Genomic DNA, 17,756 nt, shown 5'->3' on the forward strand with positions numbered 1-17,756 from the left:
ATGCCAACGAGTGATTACTGGTTTACAGTAGAATACGACGAACCTCTAACCGGTGAACGCAAAGAATTTAAAGCCCATTTTACCTTGAAACGATAGTGGGAATAAAATGATAATTAAAAGCCTGAGTATTATATATGCTCAGGCTTTTTTTTTGGTTTATTATACGATAGATAATGTTGAGTAACTGGGCTATTTGAAATTATAACGTATAAGGTTTGAATAAGATGTGTTCAATACAATGTAAGAAGTTTAAGAAGGAAGAACTAGTCTTAACTAATGGATACAGGTAATTATATGGATCTAGGGTTTATGGAAGCTGTGAATATCTTATTAAATCAAAAGGTATAGGTCACATATTCAAAGCACAAAAAAAATCCGGAGATATAAGAATATCACCGGATTTTTGGTATGATAAAATAGCTCTTTATTAAAAGAGGCTTATTGGGGTAAATTAAAGATTAAACGCCAAAGTTAAGATGTAATCTGATAGTTTAGACTTCATTAGTGCCGAATCTGTAAGTCCTGTATTATATAACTGATGATTTATATCTCGTTTTGCATGACTATAAGCAAAATCTACACTTAAGCTACCGAAATTGTATCCTAAACCTAATGAGTAGCCTTTCAAATCACCATAGAAATTATCATCTTGGTACGGGCTTTCTTCAAATCTATATCCAGCTCTTAGGCTTAATTGCTTTACTCTATATTCACCACCTAATTTATAGGTTGCGGCCGAAGTTAGAGTATTATTTATGCTGTTATTTAAATCTGAAAAGTAGATGTCTGAAGCTGGTTTAAATTTAGCGTTACTATAATCTTTTACAGAATAGTCAAAGCTTAGTAAGCCCTTCTTTCCGAATACATAGGCTAAACTTCCTGTTAGTTTTCCAGGGGTTTGAAGCTTATATTCTTCATATATATTAATCACATTGGGATTGATAATTTGATTTATAGTAGATCCATTTTCTAATCTTGAAGTAGCTAGGTACTGAGATGTCTCATCTGAAAATCTATACCAAGTAGGTGAACTATACGACACGCCAACCCTTAATTCCTCAGTAATTTTTGCAATTCCTCCTAATTGTAATGAGAAACCATTACCAGTAGTCAATAAATTATTTTCGAAATTCACATTAGTTACTGTCGAATTTTCATTTGAGTTGGATTCTCTAAGAAAGGTCGAACGCTCATAATTGATAAAATGAGAGTTTAAATTAATACCAAAATAAACTTTGTCGTCATAACTAGTAGCGAAATTAAAAGCTAGTTTTCCATTATAACCTCTACTTGCAAAAGCGTATCTGTGATTAAAATTACTGCCGTTTAAATCTATATTTGATATATATTCTGTATTGTCATCTGTGTCATTAACGGCATCAAGGATGTAACCTTCATAACCTAAAAAGGCTTGTTGGTTCTGAAAACCATACAATGAACCAATCTCGGAATAAGCTTCAGAAAATGATTCATTAGCAAATGCTGATATTTCATCTAATCGTAAACCTTGTGCGTTCGCTAAAAAATAACTTCCAATTGATTGGTTTGGGTTTACCCCGCTTGCTACCCAATCATTATCGAAATCTGCTGTACGATCATAAGCTACACTAAGAGAAAACTTCTTCCAAGGCGAATTTGAATTCATGTTATTAAATACGAATGCTGCTCCTAGTTGATTTAAATCTAAATTAGAATTTGATGAAGTGTTGGTTCTATTAAAGTAGCTAATATCATTTTTATTGTTAAAAAGACCCAGAGAAATTGAGGCTTGACCATAATTGAATATAGCGGATCCTGCAGGATTAATACTAACGCTAGACATGTCTCCTCCTAAGGCACCGAATGCACCACTCATGGCTCTATATCTAGCGGTCCCTTGAAGTTCATCCATTGAATATCTAACGGCGTCTGTGACGTCTTGGGCTAATATTATAGATGAAGATACCAGCCCTATGCTGAGCATAAGTAATTTTTTCATAAGTAAATTATTATAAATTAGGATTTAGTTGAAAATTATCCTCTACCACGTCTACCGCTACTAGATGACGATCTACTACTCCCACTTGACCTAGAAGAACTGCCAGACGACCTCACCGTTCCTGATGATGATCGAGAGCTACTTGAGCTAGATCTTGTCGTTGTCGTTCTAGTACGACTAGTTGGAGTTGCTTTTCTCGTATTCGGCGGTATTACTGTTCTGGTATTATTATTAGAACGTGGCGTTGTAGTTCTTCTAATTGTTCTATTTGGAACAGTAGCTCTTCTGGTTGTGCTGCCCGTAGATCTTATTCTACTGCGATCAACACTTCTAGATAAGGCAGAGTTGCTTCTATTTGTTCTAGTTGATAATGCAGAATTATTTCTTCGGCTTAAATTGTTGTTATACAATAACGAACCTCTTCTTGTGTTATTATAACTATAACGGTTTGAATTTCGATAATAACCAGTATAAGGGTAAGAGTAACCCCAGTTGTTGTAACCATATCCATAACCGTACCCATAATACCATGGAGAATAATATCCATGTCCATAACCATAGCCATAATAACCAGGATAGCTCCAACGATTAAATCTCCAAGGATTGTATCCCCAAGGTCTTGTGTAGCCGTAATATGCGTAACCACCATGCCATACCCAAGGACTATTATATCCATACCAACCGTTATCAATATAATTGATAGTAATGTTGGTATTTTCTTGTCCCCAGCCAACATATGGAGTTCTCTGCTCTAAGGTGTCCTGCTCAGTATAATTACCTTCGTATGAGTCAATATCTGTAAATATTTCACTTTCCTCTAATATAGCGTCAATTTCAGCAGAATTTTCAGCAAAATAATTTTTATAGTAGTTAGAGTTATCTGTAGACGTAACTACAACTGTTTCTTCCGTTTGATTGTCATATTCTTCAGAAGAATAAATACCGTCATTTTCGTATCCGGCATACTGATACGAACCACAAGAAGTTAACACGGTAGCTACACCGACTGCAACAAAAAATGGCAATTTTTTGAATAAAGTAGTTTTAAATTGCATATCTCTTTTATTTTATTGTTGAACATAGCAAAAATAGTTAGTTTTGCCGAACAATTAATTACATTTAACATAGCACAATATTTGTGCCAAAACACTGAAAATGAGCAAAAATCTTACGAGTAGAGCCGATGATTATTCAAAATGGTATAACGAATTGGTTGTTAAGGCCGATTTAGCGGAGAACTCTGCGGTTAGAGGGTGCATGGTTATAAAGCCATATGGCTATGCTATCTGGGAAAAAATGCAGGCAGAATTGGATAGGATGTTTAAGGAAACCGGACATCAAAATGCCTATTTTCCATTGTTTGTGCCGAAAAGCTTGTTTGAGGCAGAGGAGAAGAATGCTGAAGGTTTTGCGAAGGAGTGTGCAGTTGTAACTCATTATAGATTACAAAATGATCCTGATAACGAAGGTAAATTACGTGTAGATCCAGAAGCTAAATTAGAAGAGGAATTAGTGGTAAGACCAACTAGTGAAGCCATTATATGGAATACCTATAAAGGGTGGATTCAAAGTTATAGAGATTTACCAATCTTAATTAATCAGTGGGCAAACGTGGTTCGATGGGAAATGCGTACGCGATTGTTTCTAAGAACAGCCGAATTTTTATGGCAAGAAGGTCATACCGCGCACGCAACAGAAGCAGAAGCTCTTCAAGAAGCAGAGCAAATGAATAATGTATATGCTGATTTTGCTGAAAACTTCATGGCTATTCCTGTTATTAAAGGTGTGAAAACAGAAAGTGAACGATTTGCTGGCGCTGTTGAAACTTATTGTATTGAAGCTTTAATGCAAGATGGAAAAGCGCTTCAAGCCGGTACTTCACATTTTTTAGGTCAAAATTTCGCAAAAGCATTTGATGTGAAGTTTACTAATAATGAAGGGAAGTTAGATCACGTATGGGCGACATCTTGGGGAGTTTCTACGAGATTAGTAGGAGCCTTAATTATGACGCATAGTGATGATAAAGGTCTAGTGTTACCTCCAAACTTAGCGCCATCTCAAGTTGTAATCGTTCCTATATATAAGAATGATGAACAGTTTGATGCAATTACTGAAAAAGCAGATTCAATTATAAAGGAATTAAAAGAGGTTGGGGTTAGTTGTAAGTTTGATAAAAGAACAACGCACAGACCTGGAGCTAAATTCGCCCAACACGAATTGCAAGGTGTGCCATTACGAATTGCAATTGGTCCAAAAGATTTAGAGAATAATACAGTTGAATTAGCGAGACGTGATACTTTAACTAAGGAAATTGTTCCTATCGATGGCATCGCGACTACAATTAAAGATTTATTAGAGGTTATACAGAATGACTTGTTTAAAAAAGCTTTAGACTTCAGAAATGAGCATATTACAGAGGTGAATGATTTCGAAATGTTTAAAAAAGTATTAGAATCTAAAACAGGATTTATTTCTGCTCATTGGGATGGAACAGCGGAAACAGAATTGAAGATTAAAGAGCTAACTAAAGCTACAATTAGGTGTATTCCAATGGATAACAAACAGGAAGAGGGTACTTGTGTTTATAGCGGTAAACCATCGACTCAGCGCGTACTTTTTGCTAAAGCATATTAATTTGAAAAAAAAATTAAATTTTTTTTCAAATAGTGTTGCAGAATTTAAAAACAGTTGTATATTTGCAACCGCAATGGAAACGTTGCTGGTTCATTTAAATAGTAAAACAACCAAATGGCCCGTTCGTCTATCGGCTAGGACGCCAGGTTTTCATCCTGGTAAGAGGGGTTCGATTCCCCTACGGGCTACAATTTTTAATAAGAAAGAATATAATGGCAAATCATAAGTCAGCTTTAAAAAGAATTAGAAGTAACGATAAAAAACGTGTACTTAACAGATACCAGCATAAAACGACTCGTAGCTCTATTAAAAAGTTACGTGAGATCACTGACGCTAAGGAAGCAGAGAAGATGTTACCTTCAGTTGTAAGTATGATTGATAAGTTAGCTAAGAAAAATATTATTCACGCTAATAAAGCAGGTAATTTAAAGTCTCAGTTAACGAAACACGTTGCTGCACTATAATTAGAATATTCTTAATAAGATATATAAAGCCTTTCCATTTGGAAGGGCTTTTTTTTTGTTATAGAATTTAACGATTGCAGTATCACTTAGTAATTAGAATATAAACCGGCCTATCTTATAAATTGACACTTTAAACCTTATAACCTATAACGGATTCACTAAATTTTTAAAGAGTAAATAAATATATTTAATAGATGATGTTCTACTCCCGGCTCGGTGTGTACAATTGTCTTTCTATAAAAATATGTTACAGAGCTGTTAGCTCTATTCCATATATCTTTAATATTTTAAATTTTTTATAGTAAAAAAAATACCTTACGTTTGTATAGCTATTAATTAACTCTCTGAATTTCAATGATTGAGGTTATCACCGAAAGACGAAATTGGAATGATAATGTAAAAAATGCTGTTCATTCCGATTTTTATCACACTTACTTTTACCACGATTTATCTAAGAAAGAAGGTGAACTACCTATACTACTCAAGTATACGGAGGGTGACAGTTATGTTTTGCTGCCTTTATTAATTAGGGAAATTGATAATAGCGCCTTTAAGGATGCCACATCAGTTTATGGATACGCAGGAGCTCTTTGCTCTCCTGGCATGTCGAACTTCGATTTTGAAAAATTTCATAAAGAATTAAATAAATATTTTTCTGAGCACAATATAATCTCTGTCTTTTCAAGACTACATCCGTATTTATCTCATCAAGAGGAAGTTTTAAAAGGTTTAGGAGATATTTCTAACCCAGGAGACGTTATTTATATTGACTTATTCGAGCCTATAGAAATTCAACGGGCCAATTATAACAGTCGATTGAAAACTCACGTTAATAAGGCTGCAAGATTATGTACAATTATTGAAGGCGAAACTGAAGAACATATTCAAGCTTTTATAGATATTTATTATGAAAACATGAATAGGGTTAACGCCAATGATAGTTATTTCTTTGAGGAAAGTTACTTTTATGAACTGATGGCTAGCCCTGATTTTAAAACAGAATTATCCTTAGCTGTTTGTAACGAAACACAAGAGATTATCGCAGGAGCTATGTTTATTAAAACTAATAATATTGTGCAGTATCATCTTTCAGGAATTAAAGAAGAGTTTTTAAACCATTATGCTATTAAATTAATAATAGATGATATGCGAGTTAAATCTTCTAATGAAGGCTATCAATATCTTAATTTAGGAGGTGGTCGCTCTAGTAAAAAAGATTCATTATATACTTTTAAATCTAGTTTTTCTAAGACTGCTAAACCGTTTAAACTTTGGAAATATATAGTAAATCAAAATGCTTATGATCGATTATCAAAGCAGCGTATCGCTGTAATATCTGATGTGGATGTTGTGATTGATAAGGAGTATTTTCCAGCTTATAGGAGAGGTTGTTAAACATTATTCAAAAAAACTATTTGTACTAAATATTTCTTTATTTTATAGCTACTCAATCGTTTTAAAATTATAGAATTATTTATATAAGAGTCATACAAATTCGACTTTAGAATAATCCAAAAATTTCTCCGTCCTCACTAATATCAATACCTTCAGAAGCTGGATGAGCTGGTAAGCCTGGCATACGCATTATATTTCCTGTAATGGGAATTATAAAACCTGCTCCAGACGCTATCTCAATTTCTCTAACGGTAATAGTAAAATCCTTTGGTCGACCTAGGAGTTTTGGATCATCTGAAAGAGACTTTTCTGTTTTCGCAATGCATATTGCTAGATTTTCTAAGCCTAATTTTTTTATGCGCTGAAGTTGACGTTTAGCATTTGATGAATATTCTACATTTGAAGCTCCATATATTTCTTGAGCAATTTTTTTGATTTTATCTTCAACTAGACTATCCCAATTGTATAAAGGCTTAAAATCTGATTTTTCAGATTCTGTAACATCAATTACATGCTTAGCCAATTCAATAGCGCCTTCACCACCTTTTGCCCAAACATCTGCAACAGCTATTCGTACGTTTTTTGTTTTTGCAAATTCCTTAATAATCTCGATTTCTTCTATACTGTCAGATGTGAACTTATTGATGGCAATGATTGGAATTACACCAAAAGCTTCAATATTCTCAATGTGTTTCTCTAAGTTGGGTAACCCTTGACTTAAAGCATGTACATCAGGAATTTCTAAAGTTTTCAAACTGGCTCCTCCATGATACTTTAATGCTCTAATTGTTGTTGTGAGTACAACAGCCTTAGGGGCTAAATTGGCACTTTGACATTTAATGTCGAAGAATTTCTCTGCACCTAAATCACAACCAAAACCTGCCTCAGTTACCGTATACTCTGAATGGGTCATGCCCATTAAAGTTGCAATAACAGAATTAGTACCTTGGGCTATATTAGCAAAAGGACCACCATGAATAATAGCAGGATTACCTTCTAGAGTTTGAACCAAATTGGGTTTGATGGCATGTTGAAGTAGACTAGCCATTGCGCCGGAGACTTTTAAATCTTTGGCATAAATAGGTTTCTTGGAAAAAGTATAACCAATAAAAATTTGCCCTAATCGTTTTTTTAAATCCTTTAAATCGTTAGAAAGGCAAAGTATAGCCATAATCTCAGAAGCAGCGGTAATATCAAAACCTGTTTCTCTTGGAATTCCATTAGCCGTTCCACCTAAACCTATAATAATGTTTCTTAGAGCTCTATCGTTAACATCAAATACACGTTTCCAAGTAATAGTTCTTGGGTCTAAACCTAATGAGTTGGTGGTATTTTGAATATTGTTATCAATAACCGCTGCTAATAAGTTATTAGCTTTTTCAATCGCAGAAAAATCTCCAGTAAAATGTAAGTTGATATCTTCTAGTGGTAAGACTTGGGCATAACCACCTCCAGTAGCACCACCTTTTATTCCGAAGACAGGTCCCAGAGATGGTTCTCTAAGAACGACAGTTGTTTTTTTATTTAATTTATTAAGAGCTTCAGAAAGACCAATTGAAATAGTGGTTTTTCCTTCACCTGCAGGAGTAGGTGAGGTAGCTGAGACTAAAATGAGATGGCTTTGTTTTACCTTTTGTCTATCTATTAAAGAAAGTGGAATCTTAGCTTTATTTTTTCCATACATCTCCAATTGTTCTGGATCGATTCCTAATTTATTAGCTATTTCACTAATAGGTTTGGGCTTTACACTTTTTGCAATCTGCAGATCTGTCATAACTTAAAACTTATAATAGTATTCTCCGAAATTAATGGTTTTATGGCGGACAAATAATGATTTTCGTCATCGCAGAGTGATAAAGTACAAATATTTCTTTATACTAATTTTTTTCGCCGAATTACGATTACAAGTATTATTGCGATCACAATTCCTATAATCCAATATAAGATGTTAGGTGAAGTTTTTAAATCAATAGGTGCCGTATCTCCAATAATAATTAAGCCAGCCCAGTATTGTGGCGAAATTGTTCGTCCTTGGGCTGTTGCAATATAATCGAGTTTTGCTTTTTGTAGGGCTTCATCTTTAGGTAAGCCTTTTTTTAGATAGCCGTAAAAATTTTCGATAATACTAGCACTAGATTGTTCGTCAATTTTCCATAAGCTTGTTAAAATACTTTCACTCCCAGCATAATTAAAGGCGTGAGCAAGAGAAATCATACCCTCTCCGGCTTGGTACGTTGGTTTGCCGGTTTCACAGGCTGTTAATATGGCTAGATTAGATGCTAAATTCTGGTTGTAAATTTCGTAAGTGTATAACGAATTATCATCTGGAGAAACTGAATCCTTTACGTTTTTAGCAAAAATAAGTCGAGATAATTCGGGAGATATATTATTTGATTCCGCATGTGTGCCAATATGAATTATTTTGTGTTCTTTCGCTTGTTCTGTAAACACTTGTTTAGAGGCTTTTTCATTGAGGAAGGATGTGCCTTTAAATAATTTTGTATAATCCTTAGCGAGTTCCGTAGCAAAGGGTTGTGGAAGTAATTTTAAATACGTTTTATCAAGCGAAATGGAATCTGTGATTGCTAAAAGGTAATCAGACTTCATTTTAGAATTAAACTCTGGAGCGAAGGCGATAAAATTGTCGGGATAATCTATAGTTTTACTTTTTTCATTTATTAAAAATAAACTGTAATTATAAGAAATTATGTGTTTGTTTAATAGACTATGGTCAACAAGTTCCTGATACGAATTAACAGATGTTTTAGTTAACATCTCAAAATTAAGGTTGAATAAATTTTGATCTGGAATAATGATTACTCTTTTGGTTTTAATAGCCGATTCTATTGGTTTCCATAGTAAAAGGTATAATTCATTTAAGATTTCAAAATTCAATGGGTTTAAAGCATCGTAACTTAAAAGGGTATTTATTTTTTGAGACAAGTCTTTAGTTTCTATTTTAAAAACTTCGATGTCTTCATTATGAATAACAAAAGCGTAAAGATTATTATCGATAAAAGTATACCTAACAAGGGTCTTATTCTTTAGGTCTTTGTTTTTAATTTGTTCATGAACAGATTTAGAAATTGAAGCAAATTTTAGATTATAATATTTAGGGTATTCCTTTTTTAATGTTGCTAAAAACTCATCCCATTCTTTGCTGACTTCAAAAAAAGATTCTAAAGCATCATCTTTTAAGATTGAAGAACTAAGTGCTTTTTTAAGGCGTTTTTCATCTTCAATAATATGTTCAGGAATATGTGCAAAAGTTATCGATGTTTTTGAATTTAATCTATTTCTTATTCGATTGTATAACATAGATTCATGCAAGCCTAAAACAATAGTTAAATACGAACCCGATTTTGTGATTTCATAAAGTTTTAATGCAATTTTTTTTGTAAACTCAAACAGTTCGTTATTGTCTGATAATAATACTGAAATCGTATTATCATCTGTAATTTTAGATTTTTGTTCTTCTATAATACTTATGGCATTTTGTAGCTCTTTTAATTGAGACTTTAGGAAGATACTATCTTTTGAATTTTGTAATTGATATTCAGACTTAAACTTAATCAGTATGGCCAATGGTTTCTGTGCTTCAATTTTTAGTTTTCCTAAATTTATGTTTTTTGTAAAGGTTTCGTCCTCAAGTAGGTTTAAAGCTATATTACTTCTCTTCAAAGCGGTGTCATAGTCTTTAATTTCATAATAAATAGAAGCAAGATTTAAAACCTGATGATATTCTAATAAGGTTTTTTTACCTTGATTTGCAGCAATATAATCGTGTGCTTTATGAGCCATTTGTAAGGCTTTTTCGGTATATCCATTCTTCGCATAGAAACTTGAAGCTGAATTAATAAAGTCTAAATAAAGTTCATCATAATAATTACCTAAAGACGATTTATAATATTCTTCAGCTTTTTCATAGCAATCAAAAGCATTTTTTATGTTATTTTTCTCTGCGTTAAGTACAGCTTTATAATAATAAGCGTCGGCTAGCCAGTTAAAGTAATTACTAGGGTTTTCATTAAACTCTTGAATGCCTTTATCAAGGAATTCTTCCGCCTTATCGAATTCTTTTAGAGCTACATAAATCTGACCTAAAAGTATTTTTCCTTTCGAAATTTCCGGGCTTTTCGGATTTAGGTACTTCTTTTTTTGTTGGTATGCGTAATTAATGAGTTCCTCTGCTTTTTTATAATCGCCAATCTCTTTGTATAAACCACCATAATTATCTATGCTCTGAAATAGAAACTCCTGCGCGTAATCTCTTCTTGCTTCAGTGATATCCGATTTTAAAAATAAATTGAGATAGGTTACTGTTTTTTGCATGGAGTTAATAGCTGCAGTTATATCTCCTTGAATACTGTAAATACCAGCTATATTATTATTTAAACTTGCTGGTCTAAGGTATTTGTTATCGGGATTTTGTTCTAAAGTGCTTAAAATTTGCTCTGCTTTTTTGTAATAGATTAAAGCACTGTCAATTTTAGAGACATACCACATCATTCCACCAAGTGCGTTGTTTGAAATATAGAGTCGTTGTTTTTCTGTTTCAGGATAAGAATTGAAGGATTTTAATGCTTTTTTATGATAATCTAAAGCAATGGTTTGATTGCCCATCCTCATATTAAAAGTTCCTAAATTACTGTATATTATGCCAAAAAGTTCACCGTTTTTATCAGGCATTTGTTTAGTTAATTCTAATGCTTCCAGATTAAAATTGCTAGCTGTTTTTGAATCTCCTAAAAACTCATAAAATGAACCAATTTCTAGTTTTAACTGCCTTAAAACTTTTGGATCTTTCGTCTGTGAACTTAGACGCTTTTCAAAATCTAGAACAGCTTTCTCTGCCGCTTGTCTATTTTTTAATTCAAAATTAATCTTACCAATATGATAGACGTAGTGGGTTATATCATAAAAGGACGACTTTGATATTAAACTATCTAAATAAAAGTTTAGCTTTTGTTCAGCATCATTTAGTTTCTTTTCGGATATTAATTTATCGAGGAGCTTTAATCCAGAGTTAGGATCGTGCTGTGCAAAACTTATTTGAATTAGAGATAATGCTAAAACTATAAGCATAATATACCTAGAACAATTGTTAAATTGTCTCATAATCAACGGATTATTGCAGTAGGTTAATCGTTTAGTTCAGATAAGAGTGCTTTGCTATTATCTCCAGTTGAGTTTTGCAAACGTGCCTTGGCTTTCTCTGTATTCTTAGTTTTTAAATAGGCCAGACCTAAATAAAAATTGGCGTCATTAACAAATACGAATTCAGGATTTTTTATAACTTTTTCTAAATATAATATGGCATTAGTTTCATTCTCATTTGCCAAATATGCAACACCAATAAAGTAATTTAGAGTATCGTTATTGGGTTTAGATCTTTGTAAGGCTTCCCATTTATCTATGGCTGTATGATAATCACCTTGTTTATATGTTACCATTGCTTCATAGAACTCATAATTATCAGAATTACTCATAGTGGTAGGTAAACCTGGATCAGGCGAGAAATACTTGGCATACAAACGTTCATTAGTATTACCAGTTAAAAACCAAAAACTACCCGCAGCGATAATAATAGCCGCCGCAACTAAAAGTCGTTTCCAATTTAGAGCATGTACCTTAGGACTTTTAATTTTAGTATTTACTGTGTCCTTTTCAAAATCTTCATGAAACAGATTTAATTGTTCTTTTAACGCCTGAGTTTCGATACCTGTTAAAATGGTTTTAATCTCTTCAACTTTAGATTGGAATTCAGTATCCGTTTGTAAGCGTAGTTTAAATTGTTCTTCCTCTTTTGCATCCAAATTATTATTGAGGTACTTTTCAATATGTTCAAAATCTTTTGGTGTAATATCTTGTAAATTCATTGTTGCTATTAATCAGTTCTTTAGGGCTATTTCTCTTAGTTTTTTCATACATCTGTATTTTTTATTTCGAGTTGAAGCTGCGTCTAGTTCTAATTCTTTGGCAATTAAGTTCATAGACTTCTTTTCAAAATAAAACTTACGTAATAAACTTTTACATGCTTCGCCTAAACTCCTAAAGGCCAGCATTACATCCTCTAATCGTTTATCTTTTAAAATGTCATCATCAATATCATTATTTTCTTCATCTTTTATTTCAAAATGACCTAATTGAGATGCAACAATCGTTTTTTTGAATCCTTTAGACCGTAAAACATCTAACCATTTATTTTTTGCAATGGTGTAGATATAACCATTTATAGATGATTCGCTTTGCGGTATAAATTTATTCTGTTTAATATTTTGCCATACTGCCAAAAATGCGTCTTGGTAGATGTCTTTAGCTTGTTCTTTTGTACCGCTATTTCTTAGAACTAAAATTTCGACTTTAGGATAATTATAGACATATAACTGCTTTAACACTGTTGTGTCATTATTCTTAACGGCTTCGATTATGCTGTCGTTGGACGAAAGGATTGGGTTTTTCTCTTGCATTTAATATTAAATATAAGCGAAAAGGATTGGTTTTCAAACCAACTGCGATTAATTACATATTATTGGTGTTAAAATTCTTTTTGACATTTTAAACTGACATTTTTAAAAACGTGCTTATTGCATATAAGATTCATTCAAAGACGTTCTGCCATACCATCTGAGTCTTTAAAAATTCGTCCTGTATTGTTCTGAATAAAATAGGAATCTTGATCAAAATTCTCAAGCATAATTACCCCATTTTGTATGCTAGATATGCCATTTTCAGTGATTTCTCCAGAGAATACATTGAGCACTTGCGCTGTTTTATCGTTTCGGTTTACAGTAACCTTAAAAAAGCTAGTGAATTTATTTCCATTACCAATTATATAAGAATTTTCAAGATAATTATCTACTGATTGTGTAGCATATACATTACCGCTATTATCTAATTCTTTTCCGATAAAATTTACAGTTAATGTGGTGTTATCTTGATTGCTAAAGGAAATGTTTATTTTGTAGAAAATTGATCCTATTTGGTAGTCACCCTGAATATTAGTGGCTTCTAATATTCTCGGACTTATTTCGTAATCCCCTTCAATATTTGGAGGATTATTGCCTTCGTGAATTGTAAAACCCAAATTTTTTACGGCATCTACAATCTCTGGATTTGCCCAATGTATAATATCTTCTATAGATCCTGGTTCTTTGGCGCTACTATTGTCATCATCGCTAGAACATCCATAGACGATAAATAAAATTGGTAATAAATATATGTAATGTTTCATAATAGTTTAATTTTAGTTACTTCTTCTTTTTATTTTAGCATCAGTTTTTAAATAAAATATCTTCATAGAAATAATTACCTATAAAATGAATTAACCTTGTTTATATGAGGATTTATTACCCCGTTATTAATTGTTTTTTTATAAATAGATTATTTTTAGATCAAATATTTTAAGTGGAATAGGGGGGTATAAAAACTGGAATTTTCTACAACTCTAACGATGGCTTGATCAAACCCTTCAATATTCGGTGGTATGTTAACTTCGTATCACATACTTAAAAGAAAAGGTTATTAATTTTCAATTTCAAATTGCGACCATTCTGTTTGATTAATTTTACGATCAGTGCGTGGATCATAATTAGCATTATCAGTACCAAAATACTGACCATTATTATTTACCCAATAAAATTTACTTCCTGATTCTACATTATAATGTTCTCCAGTATTATGGTTAGATATAACACTTCTGTTTTCAATAGCATTAATTGTTTTAGAATGTCCATGAGAGGTCATATTGCTACGTTTTAAATATCCAGCATGGTTAATATCTAAAATATCGCTATAAATATCTCCAACACTTGTTGATGAGCTTGACGATGTAAAACTAGAATTTGTAGAATTTAATTGAATTGCATTCATTCTGGCCTGGTGTGCTTGGAATTGCTGTTGCGCTTTTTGAGCCGCGATTTTATTTTTTTTGTACAACCAATCTGTGTTGTATTGTTCGCTTAAAATTGCATCAATAAATGTTTTTTTTGCTTCTTCGTAATCAGCTTTTTTAGATTCGATATGTTGATTGATAAAACCCCAAGATAGTTGATTGTTTCTTGTATGAACAAAGCGTCGTAGAACGGTTAAATACCGTTTTCCCTCATTGTCTTTCCATTCTAAGCCTATGGTTTTAACTTCTTGCTTTGTAGGAGTGCTACTGTAATTTAATTTTAAAAATGCTACAGATTTTTTTGATATTTCTGGAATAGGAAATGTATTTACTAATTGCATGTTGTTTTGTCGTGCATAAGGCATAAAGTAGCGTTCCGTAATCTCATTAAGCGTAAGCGGATATTGGTTTTCTATACCATTCATTCTATAGGTATCAATCATACTTGGGTCTTCAGTGTAAAATGACAGCGGAGACATTTGCACAATTCCGATACGCATATCATTAGGGCCTTCAAATGCATAATTAGTCTCGCTAGATCGTTCCCATGAATTTGGGAGGAGCAATCTGGTCGATAGGATGTTTAATTCTTCATCCATAAATTCAAAGTACTTATAACCTTTCTTTTGTTTACTGGTGTCTGTCGTTTTTTCCTGGTAATCAATATGTTTTAGAGAAGAGTCCTTCATAGCGTACTCTTTTTTGCAAGACATAAAGAAGGCGAAGATCATAACTGATATTTTTAATATGGCGAGTTTCATAATCGTTGTTTTTATAGTATCGGATTAAATAAAAAATGTCATCAAAAAGTATTCAAATCTATTAGTGAAGACGTTGTCTGTGTTAAATTATTATTGTCTATTTGGATCAAAAGGAAAATTGTCTTGATTATCTGGGGTGCCATCTAAGTCGGAATCTCTAATACCATTATCAATAACTAGGAGTTGCCAATTGATGGGTAAGAAATCATTCATTACAAGCGTGTCGTATTCTGCAGTTGGGCCTGAAATCGTAGTTAACGAAGCGAAGGTTGAGCCGAGGGAGGTTTCAAAATAGGAATTAACTAAAACCGTTGCTGTTATATTTCCAAACCTGATTAATCTAGAACTAGAGCTTATTATAGAGGCGCCATTTGGTTGTGATGTGTTTTGTTCACAGATAACTTCGAAATCGCCACTGTGATTATAAAATGCAAATAGCAAATTAATCTCATTTGCTAAAATGTCTAATATAGGCGTTTGATTAGGTACGTTTAACGAAGGCATATAGCGCCAAACTACTTGATTGTCATTTCTTATAACATCGACGCCAAGTCCGTTTTGACTCTCAAAACCGCTATAACCTTGTGGCATCGTAAAACCTAATGCAGGATATTGACTGTGAATAAAGTGTTGACCAGGATTTGCAATCGTGGGAATATTAGTTAGTGGAATGGGAAGTCCGTGTGCATTGTCCCAAAGCCCACCTGTGGGCCCCGTTGCATTTTCGCACAAGGTTGAAACAAAATCATTGAGATTATTGTTAGAGGGAGTAATATCATTAGAGCTACAACTGAAGATGATAAGACTTAGAAGAATAATAAAGTTGATGTTTTTAGATTTCATGAGTAAGAGGTTTATACTTTATCGTTGAAATCTTGATATGTCATCATTTTTTTTAATTATTCATAATAAAATAAGTGATTTGGCTTTCGATATTAACAGCTATAACTTTATAAATTGAGTGGTCAACAAGACGAGGTTGATAGATCTTGTCATAACTATGGTAGTTAAATACAAAACGGATTAAGAAGTAATTTCTTTTCCGCTAGTTGTTTGAATAAAGTTGTTTATGGAAGTGCCAGAGATTGGTGTGGATTGAGAGCTAAGCTCAAATGGTTTTGTGTTATTTTCACTTGCCACCGTAACGCATAAAATTTGTGATTTTTACCACGTCTAAAATTGTAATTCTTATCTTTAATAGAAAATGCGTTAAAGGTTGTAACTTTGCAGTAAATTATTTAAGATGCACAAAGCAGGTTTTGTAAATATTATTGGTAATCCTAATGTTGGTAAGTCCACGTTGATGAATGCGTTTATAGGTGAAAAGCTATCTATAATTACATCTAAAGCTCAAACAACTAGACATAGGATTTTAGGAATTGTAAATGGTGAAGATTTTCAGGTTATATTAAGTGATACTCCGGGAATCATAAAACCAGCCTATGAATTACAAGCATCAATGATGGATTTTGTAAAGTCCGCTTTTGATGATGCAGATGTTTTAATCTATATGGTTGAAATTGGAGAAAAGGAATTAAAAGATGAAGCTTTCTTTAATAAGATAACAAATTCAAAAATTCCGGTTTTATTATTATTAAATAAAATTGATACGTCTAATCAAGAACAATTAGAAGAGCAAGCGCAACTTTGGCAAGAAAAAGTGCCTAATGCTGAATTCTTTCCTATTTCTGCATTGGAAGGTTTTAATGTGAAAAATGTTTTTGATAGAATAATTGAATTACTACCAGAATCTCCAGCTTATTATCCAAAAGATCAATTAACTGATAAGCCTGAACGCTTTTTTGTAAATGAAGCTATCAGAGAAAAAATCTTAATGCATTATAAAAAAGAGATTCCGTATGCTGTTGAAGTAGATACAGAGGAGTTTTTTGAAGAAGAGACTATTATTAGAATGCGATCGGTTATCATGGTAGAGCGTGAAACTCAGAAAGGAATTATAATTGGTCACAAAGGCTCAGCTCTAAAACGAGTAGGGGTGGAAGCGCGTAAAGAATTGGAGAAATTCTTCGGGAAACAAGTCCATTTGGAATTATACGTTAAAGTGAATAAAAACTGGAGGAGTAATCAAAAACAGTTAAAACGTTTTGGCTATAATCAGAGATAAGCTTTAAGCGTTTCTTGCATAAAGGCGTGAAGTTTCTGCATTTCAGGTTTTCCTTTAGCACGACCAAATCTTCCGGCAAAATATAATACGAACCATAGAACTATCATAAATAAGGTTAGGGTTAATTGAAGACCGTAGGAATTGTTTAAAGTGATGTTCGTATAAGCCCATACTCCAAATCCAAAGAATAATCCGGCTACTATGAAATGCATAAACATAAACATGGTCCAAACGGTTGGGTTAGGTCCAAAAAGACCATGAACCATAGATTTACTGTCACCTTCATTATTGATTTCTAAATGAAGTTGTGGTGACCAGAACTGCTGATTGTTTTTAGGAAACCTTATAAAAACATGGTCGTCTACTCTTGAAATAATAAATTCATTCTGACTATGTTTTGATTTCTCAAAATGAGTCAAAATATTTTGATTATTAGAGTTGACCTCGAATTTGAAACGAGGCCTTAAAACAATTTCGTTGGGAAGTGCCATAATTCTGTCTAACT

Annotated in this window: 14 protein-coding genes and 1 tRNA gene; 5 read left to right on the forward strand and 10 right to left on the reverse strand. The window is 32.8% G+C overall.

Annotated features, from left to right (window positions below; translation table 11 throughout):
- Nucleotides 1-451: 451 nt before the first annotated feature.
- Both DFQ11_RS14130 and DFQ11_RS14135 read right to left on the reverse strand, forming a co-directional pair.
- Nucleotides 452-1,978, reverse strand: a complete 1,527-nt coding sequence (locus DFQ11_RS14130; protein WP_110476534.1) for an OmpP1/FadL family transporter — start codon at nucleotides 1,976-1,978, stop codon at nucleotides 452-454.
- A gap of 35 nt (nucleotides 1,979-2,013) precedes the next feature.
- Entirely contained in the window at nucleotides 2,014-3,033 is a 1,020-nt protein-coding gene (locus DFQ11_RS14135; protein WP_110476535.1) for a hypothetical protein, read from the reverse strand.
- A 100-nt stretch (nucleotides 3,034-3,133) separates the two neighbouring features.
- Between DFQ11_RS14135 and proS the strand changes: the two genes are divergently transcribed.
- From proS to DFQ11_RS14155, 4 genes are all read left to right on the forward strand, one after another.
- Nucleotides 3,134-4,612 (forward strand): proline--tRNA ligase, encoded by a 1,479-nt coding sequence (gene proS / locus DFQ11_RS14140; protein WP_110476536.1) that lies wholly within the window; start codon nucleotides 3,134-3,136, stop codon nucleotides 4,610-4,612.
- A gap of 116 nt (nucleotides 4,613-4,728) precedes the next feature.
- Nucleotides 4,729-4,800 (forward strand) — tRNA-Glu (locus DFQ11_RS14145).
- A gap of 24 nt (nucleotides 4,801-4,824) precedes the next feature.
- A complete protein-coding gene (gene rpsT / locus DFQ11_RS14150; RefSeq protein ID WP_110476537.1) occupies nucleotides 4,825-5,076 on the forward strand; it encodes a 30S ribosomal protein S20 in 252 nt (83 codons plus the stop codon).
- Between the two features lie 354 nt (nucleotides 5,077-5,430).
- On the forward strand, nucleotides 5,431-6,471 hold the full coding sequence (locus DFQ11_RS14155; protein WP_110476538.1) for a peptidoglycan bridge formation glycyltransferase FemA/FemB family protein: 1,041 nt from the start codon (nucleotides 5,431-5,433) through the stop codon (nucleotides 6,469-6,471).
- A 106-nt stretch (nucleotides 6,472-6,577) separates the two neighbouring features.
- On the opposite strand, the gene DFQ11_RS14160 is transcribed toward DFQ11_RS14155, so the two are convergent.
- The 7 genes from DFQ11_RS14160 to DFQ11_RS14190 all read right to left on the reverse strand — a co-directional run bounded on the left by DFQ11_RS14160 (nucleotide 6,578) and on the right by DFQ11_RS14190 (nucleotide 15,969).
- Complete coding sequence (locus DFQ11_RS14160) at nucleotides 6,578-8,245, reverse strand: formate--tetrahydrofolate ligase (RefSeq protein ID WP_110476539.1); 1,668 nt, start codon at nucleotides 8,243-8,245, stop codon at nucleotides 6,578-6,580.
- Between the two features lie 98 nt (nucleotides 8,246-8,343).
- Entirely contained in the window at nucleotides 8,344-11,589 is a 3,246-nt protein-coding gene (locus DFQ11_RS14165; RefSeq protein WP_110476540.1) for a CHAT domain-containing protein, read from the reverse strand.
- A gap of 23 nt (nucleotides 11,590-11,612) precedes the next feature.
- Complete coding sequence (locus DFQ11_RS14170) at nucleotides 11,613-12,350, reverse strand: tetratricopeptide repeat protein (protein WP_110476541.1); 738 nt, start codon at nucleotides 12,348-12,350, stop codon at nucleotides 11,613-11,615.
- Between the two features lie 12 nt (nucleotides 12,351-12,362).
- Nucleotides 12,363-12,941 (reverse strand): RNA polymerase sigma factor, encoded by a 579-nt coding sequence (locus DFQ11_RS14175; protein ID WP_110476542.1) that lies wholly within the window; start codon nucleotides 12,939-12,941, stop codon nucleotides 12,363-12,365.
- Between the two features lie 134 nt (nucleotides 12,942-13,075).
- Nucleotides 13,076-13,705 (reverse strand): hypothetical protein, encoded by a 630-nt coding sequence (locus DFQ11_RS14180; protein WP_110476543.1) that lies wholly within the window; start codon nucleotides 13,703-13,705, stop codon nucleotides 13,076-13,078.
- Nucleotides 13,706-13,995: 290 nt separating this feature from the next.
- Nucleotides 13,996-15,126 (reverse strand): hypothetical protein, encoded by a 1,131-nt coding sequence (locus tag DFQ11_RS14185; RefSeq protein WP_110476544.1) that lies wholly within the window; start codon nucleotides 15,124-15,126, stop codon nucleotides 13,996-13,998.
- Nucleotides 15,127-15,216: 90 nt separating this feature from the next.
- Nucleotides 15,217-15,969 (reverse strand): hypothetical protein, encoded by a 753-nt coding sequence (locus tag DFQ11_RS14190; protein ID WP_110476545.1) that lies wholly within the window; start codon nucleotides 15,967-15,969, stop codon nucleotides 15,217-15,219.
- Nucleotides 15,970-16,369: 400 nt separating this feature from the next.
- Between DFQ11_RS14190 and era the strand changes: the two genes are divergently transcribed.
- Entirely contained in the window at nucleotides 16,370-17,251 is an 882-nt protein-coding gene (era, locus tag DFQ11_RS14195; RefSeq protein WP_110476546.1) for a GTPase Era, read from the forward strand.
- Here the strand turns inward: era and DFQ11_RS14200 are convergent.
- Nucleotides 17,242-17,742: a GTP-binding protein gene (locus DFQ11_RS14200; RefSeq protein ID WP_110476547.1), complete on the reverse strand. Its 501-nt coding sequence runs from the start codon at nucleotides 17,740-17,742 to the stop codon at nucleotides 17,242-17,244. The genes era and DFQ11_RS14200 overlap by 10 nt on opposite strands.
- Nucleotides 17,743-17,756: the final 14 nt, after the last annotated feature.

It is taken from the genome of Winogradskyella epiphytica (genome assembly GCF_003217215.1).
In the GTDB taxonomy this organism is placed as follows: Bacteria; Bacteroidota; Bacteroidia; order Flavobacteriales; family Flavobacteriaceae; genus Winogradskyella; species Winogradskyella epiphytica.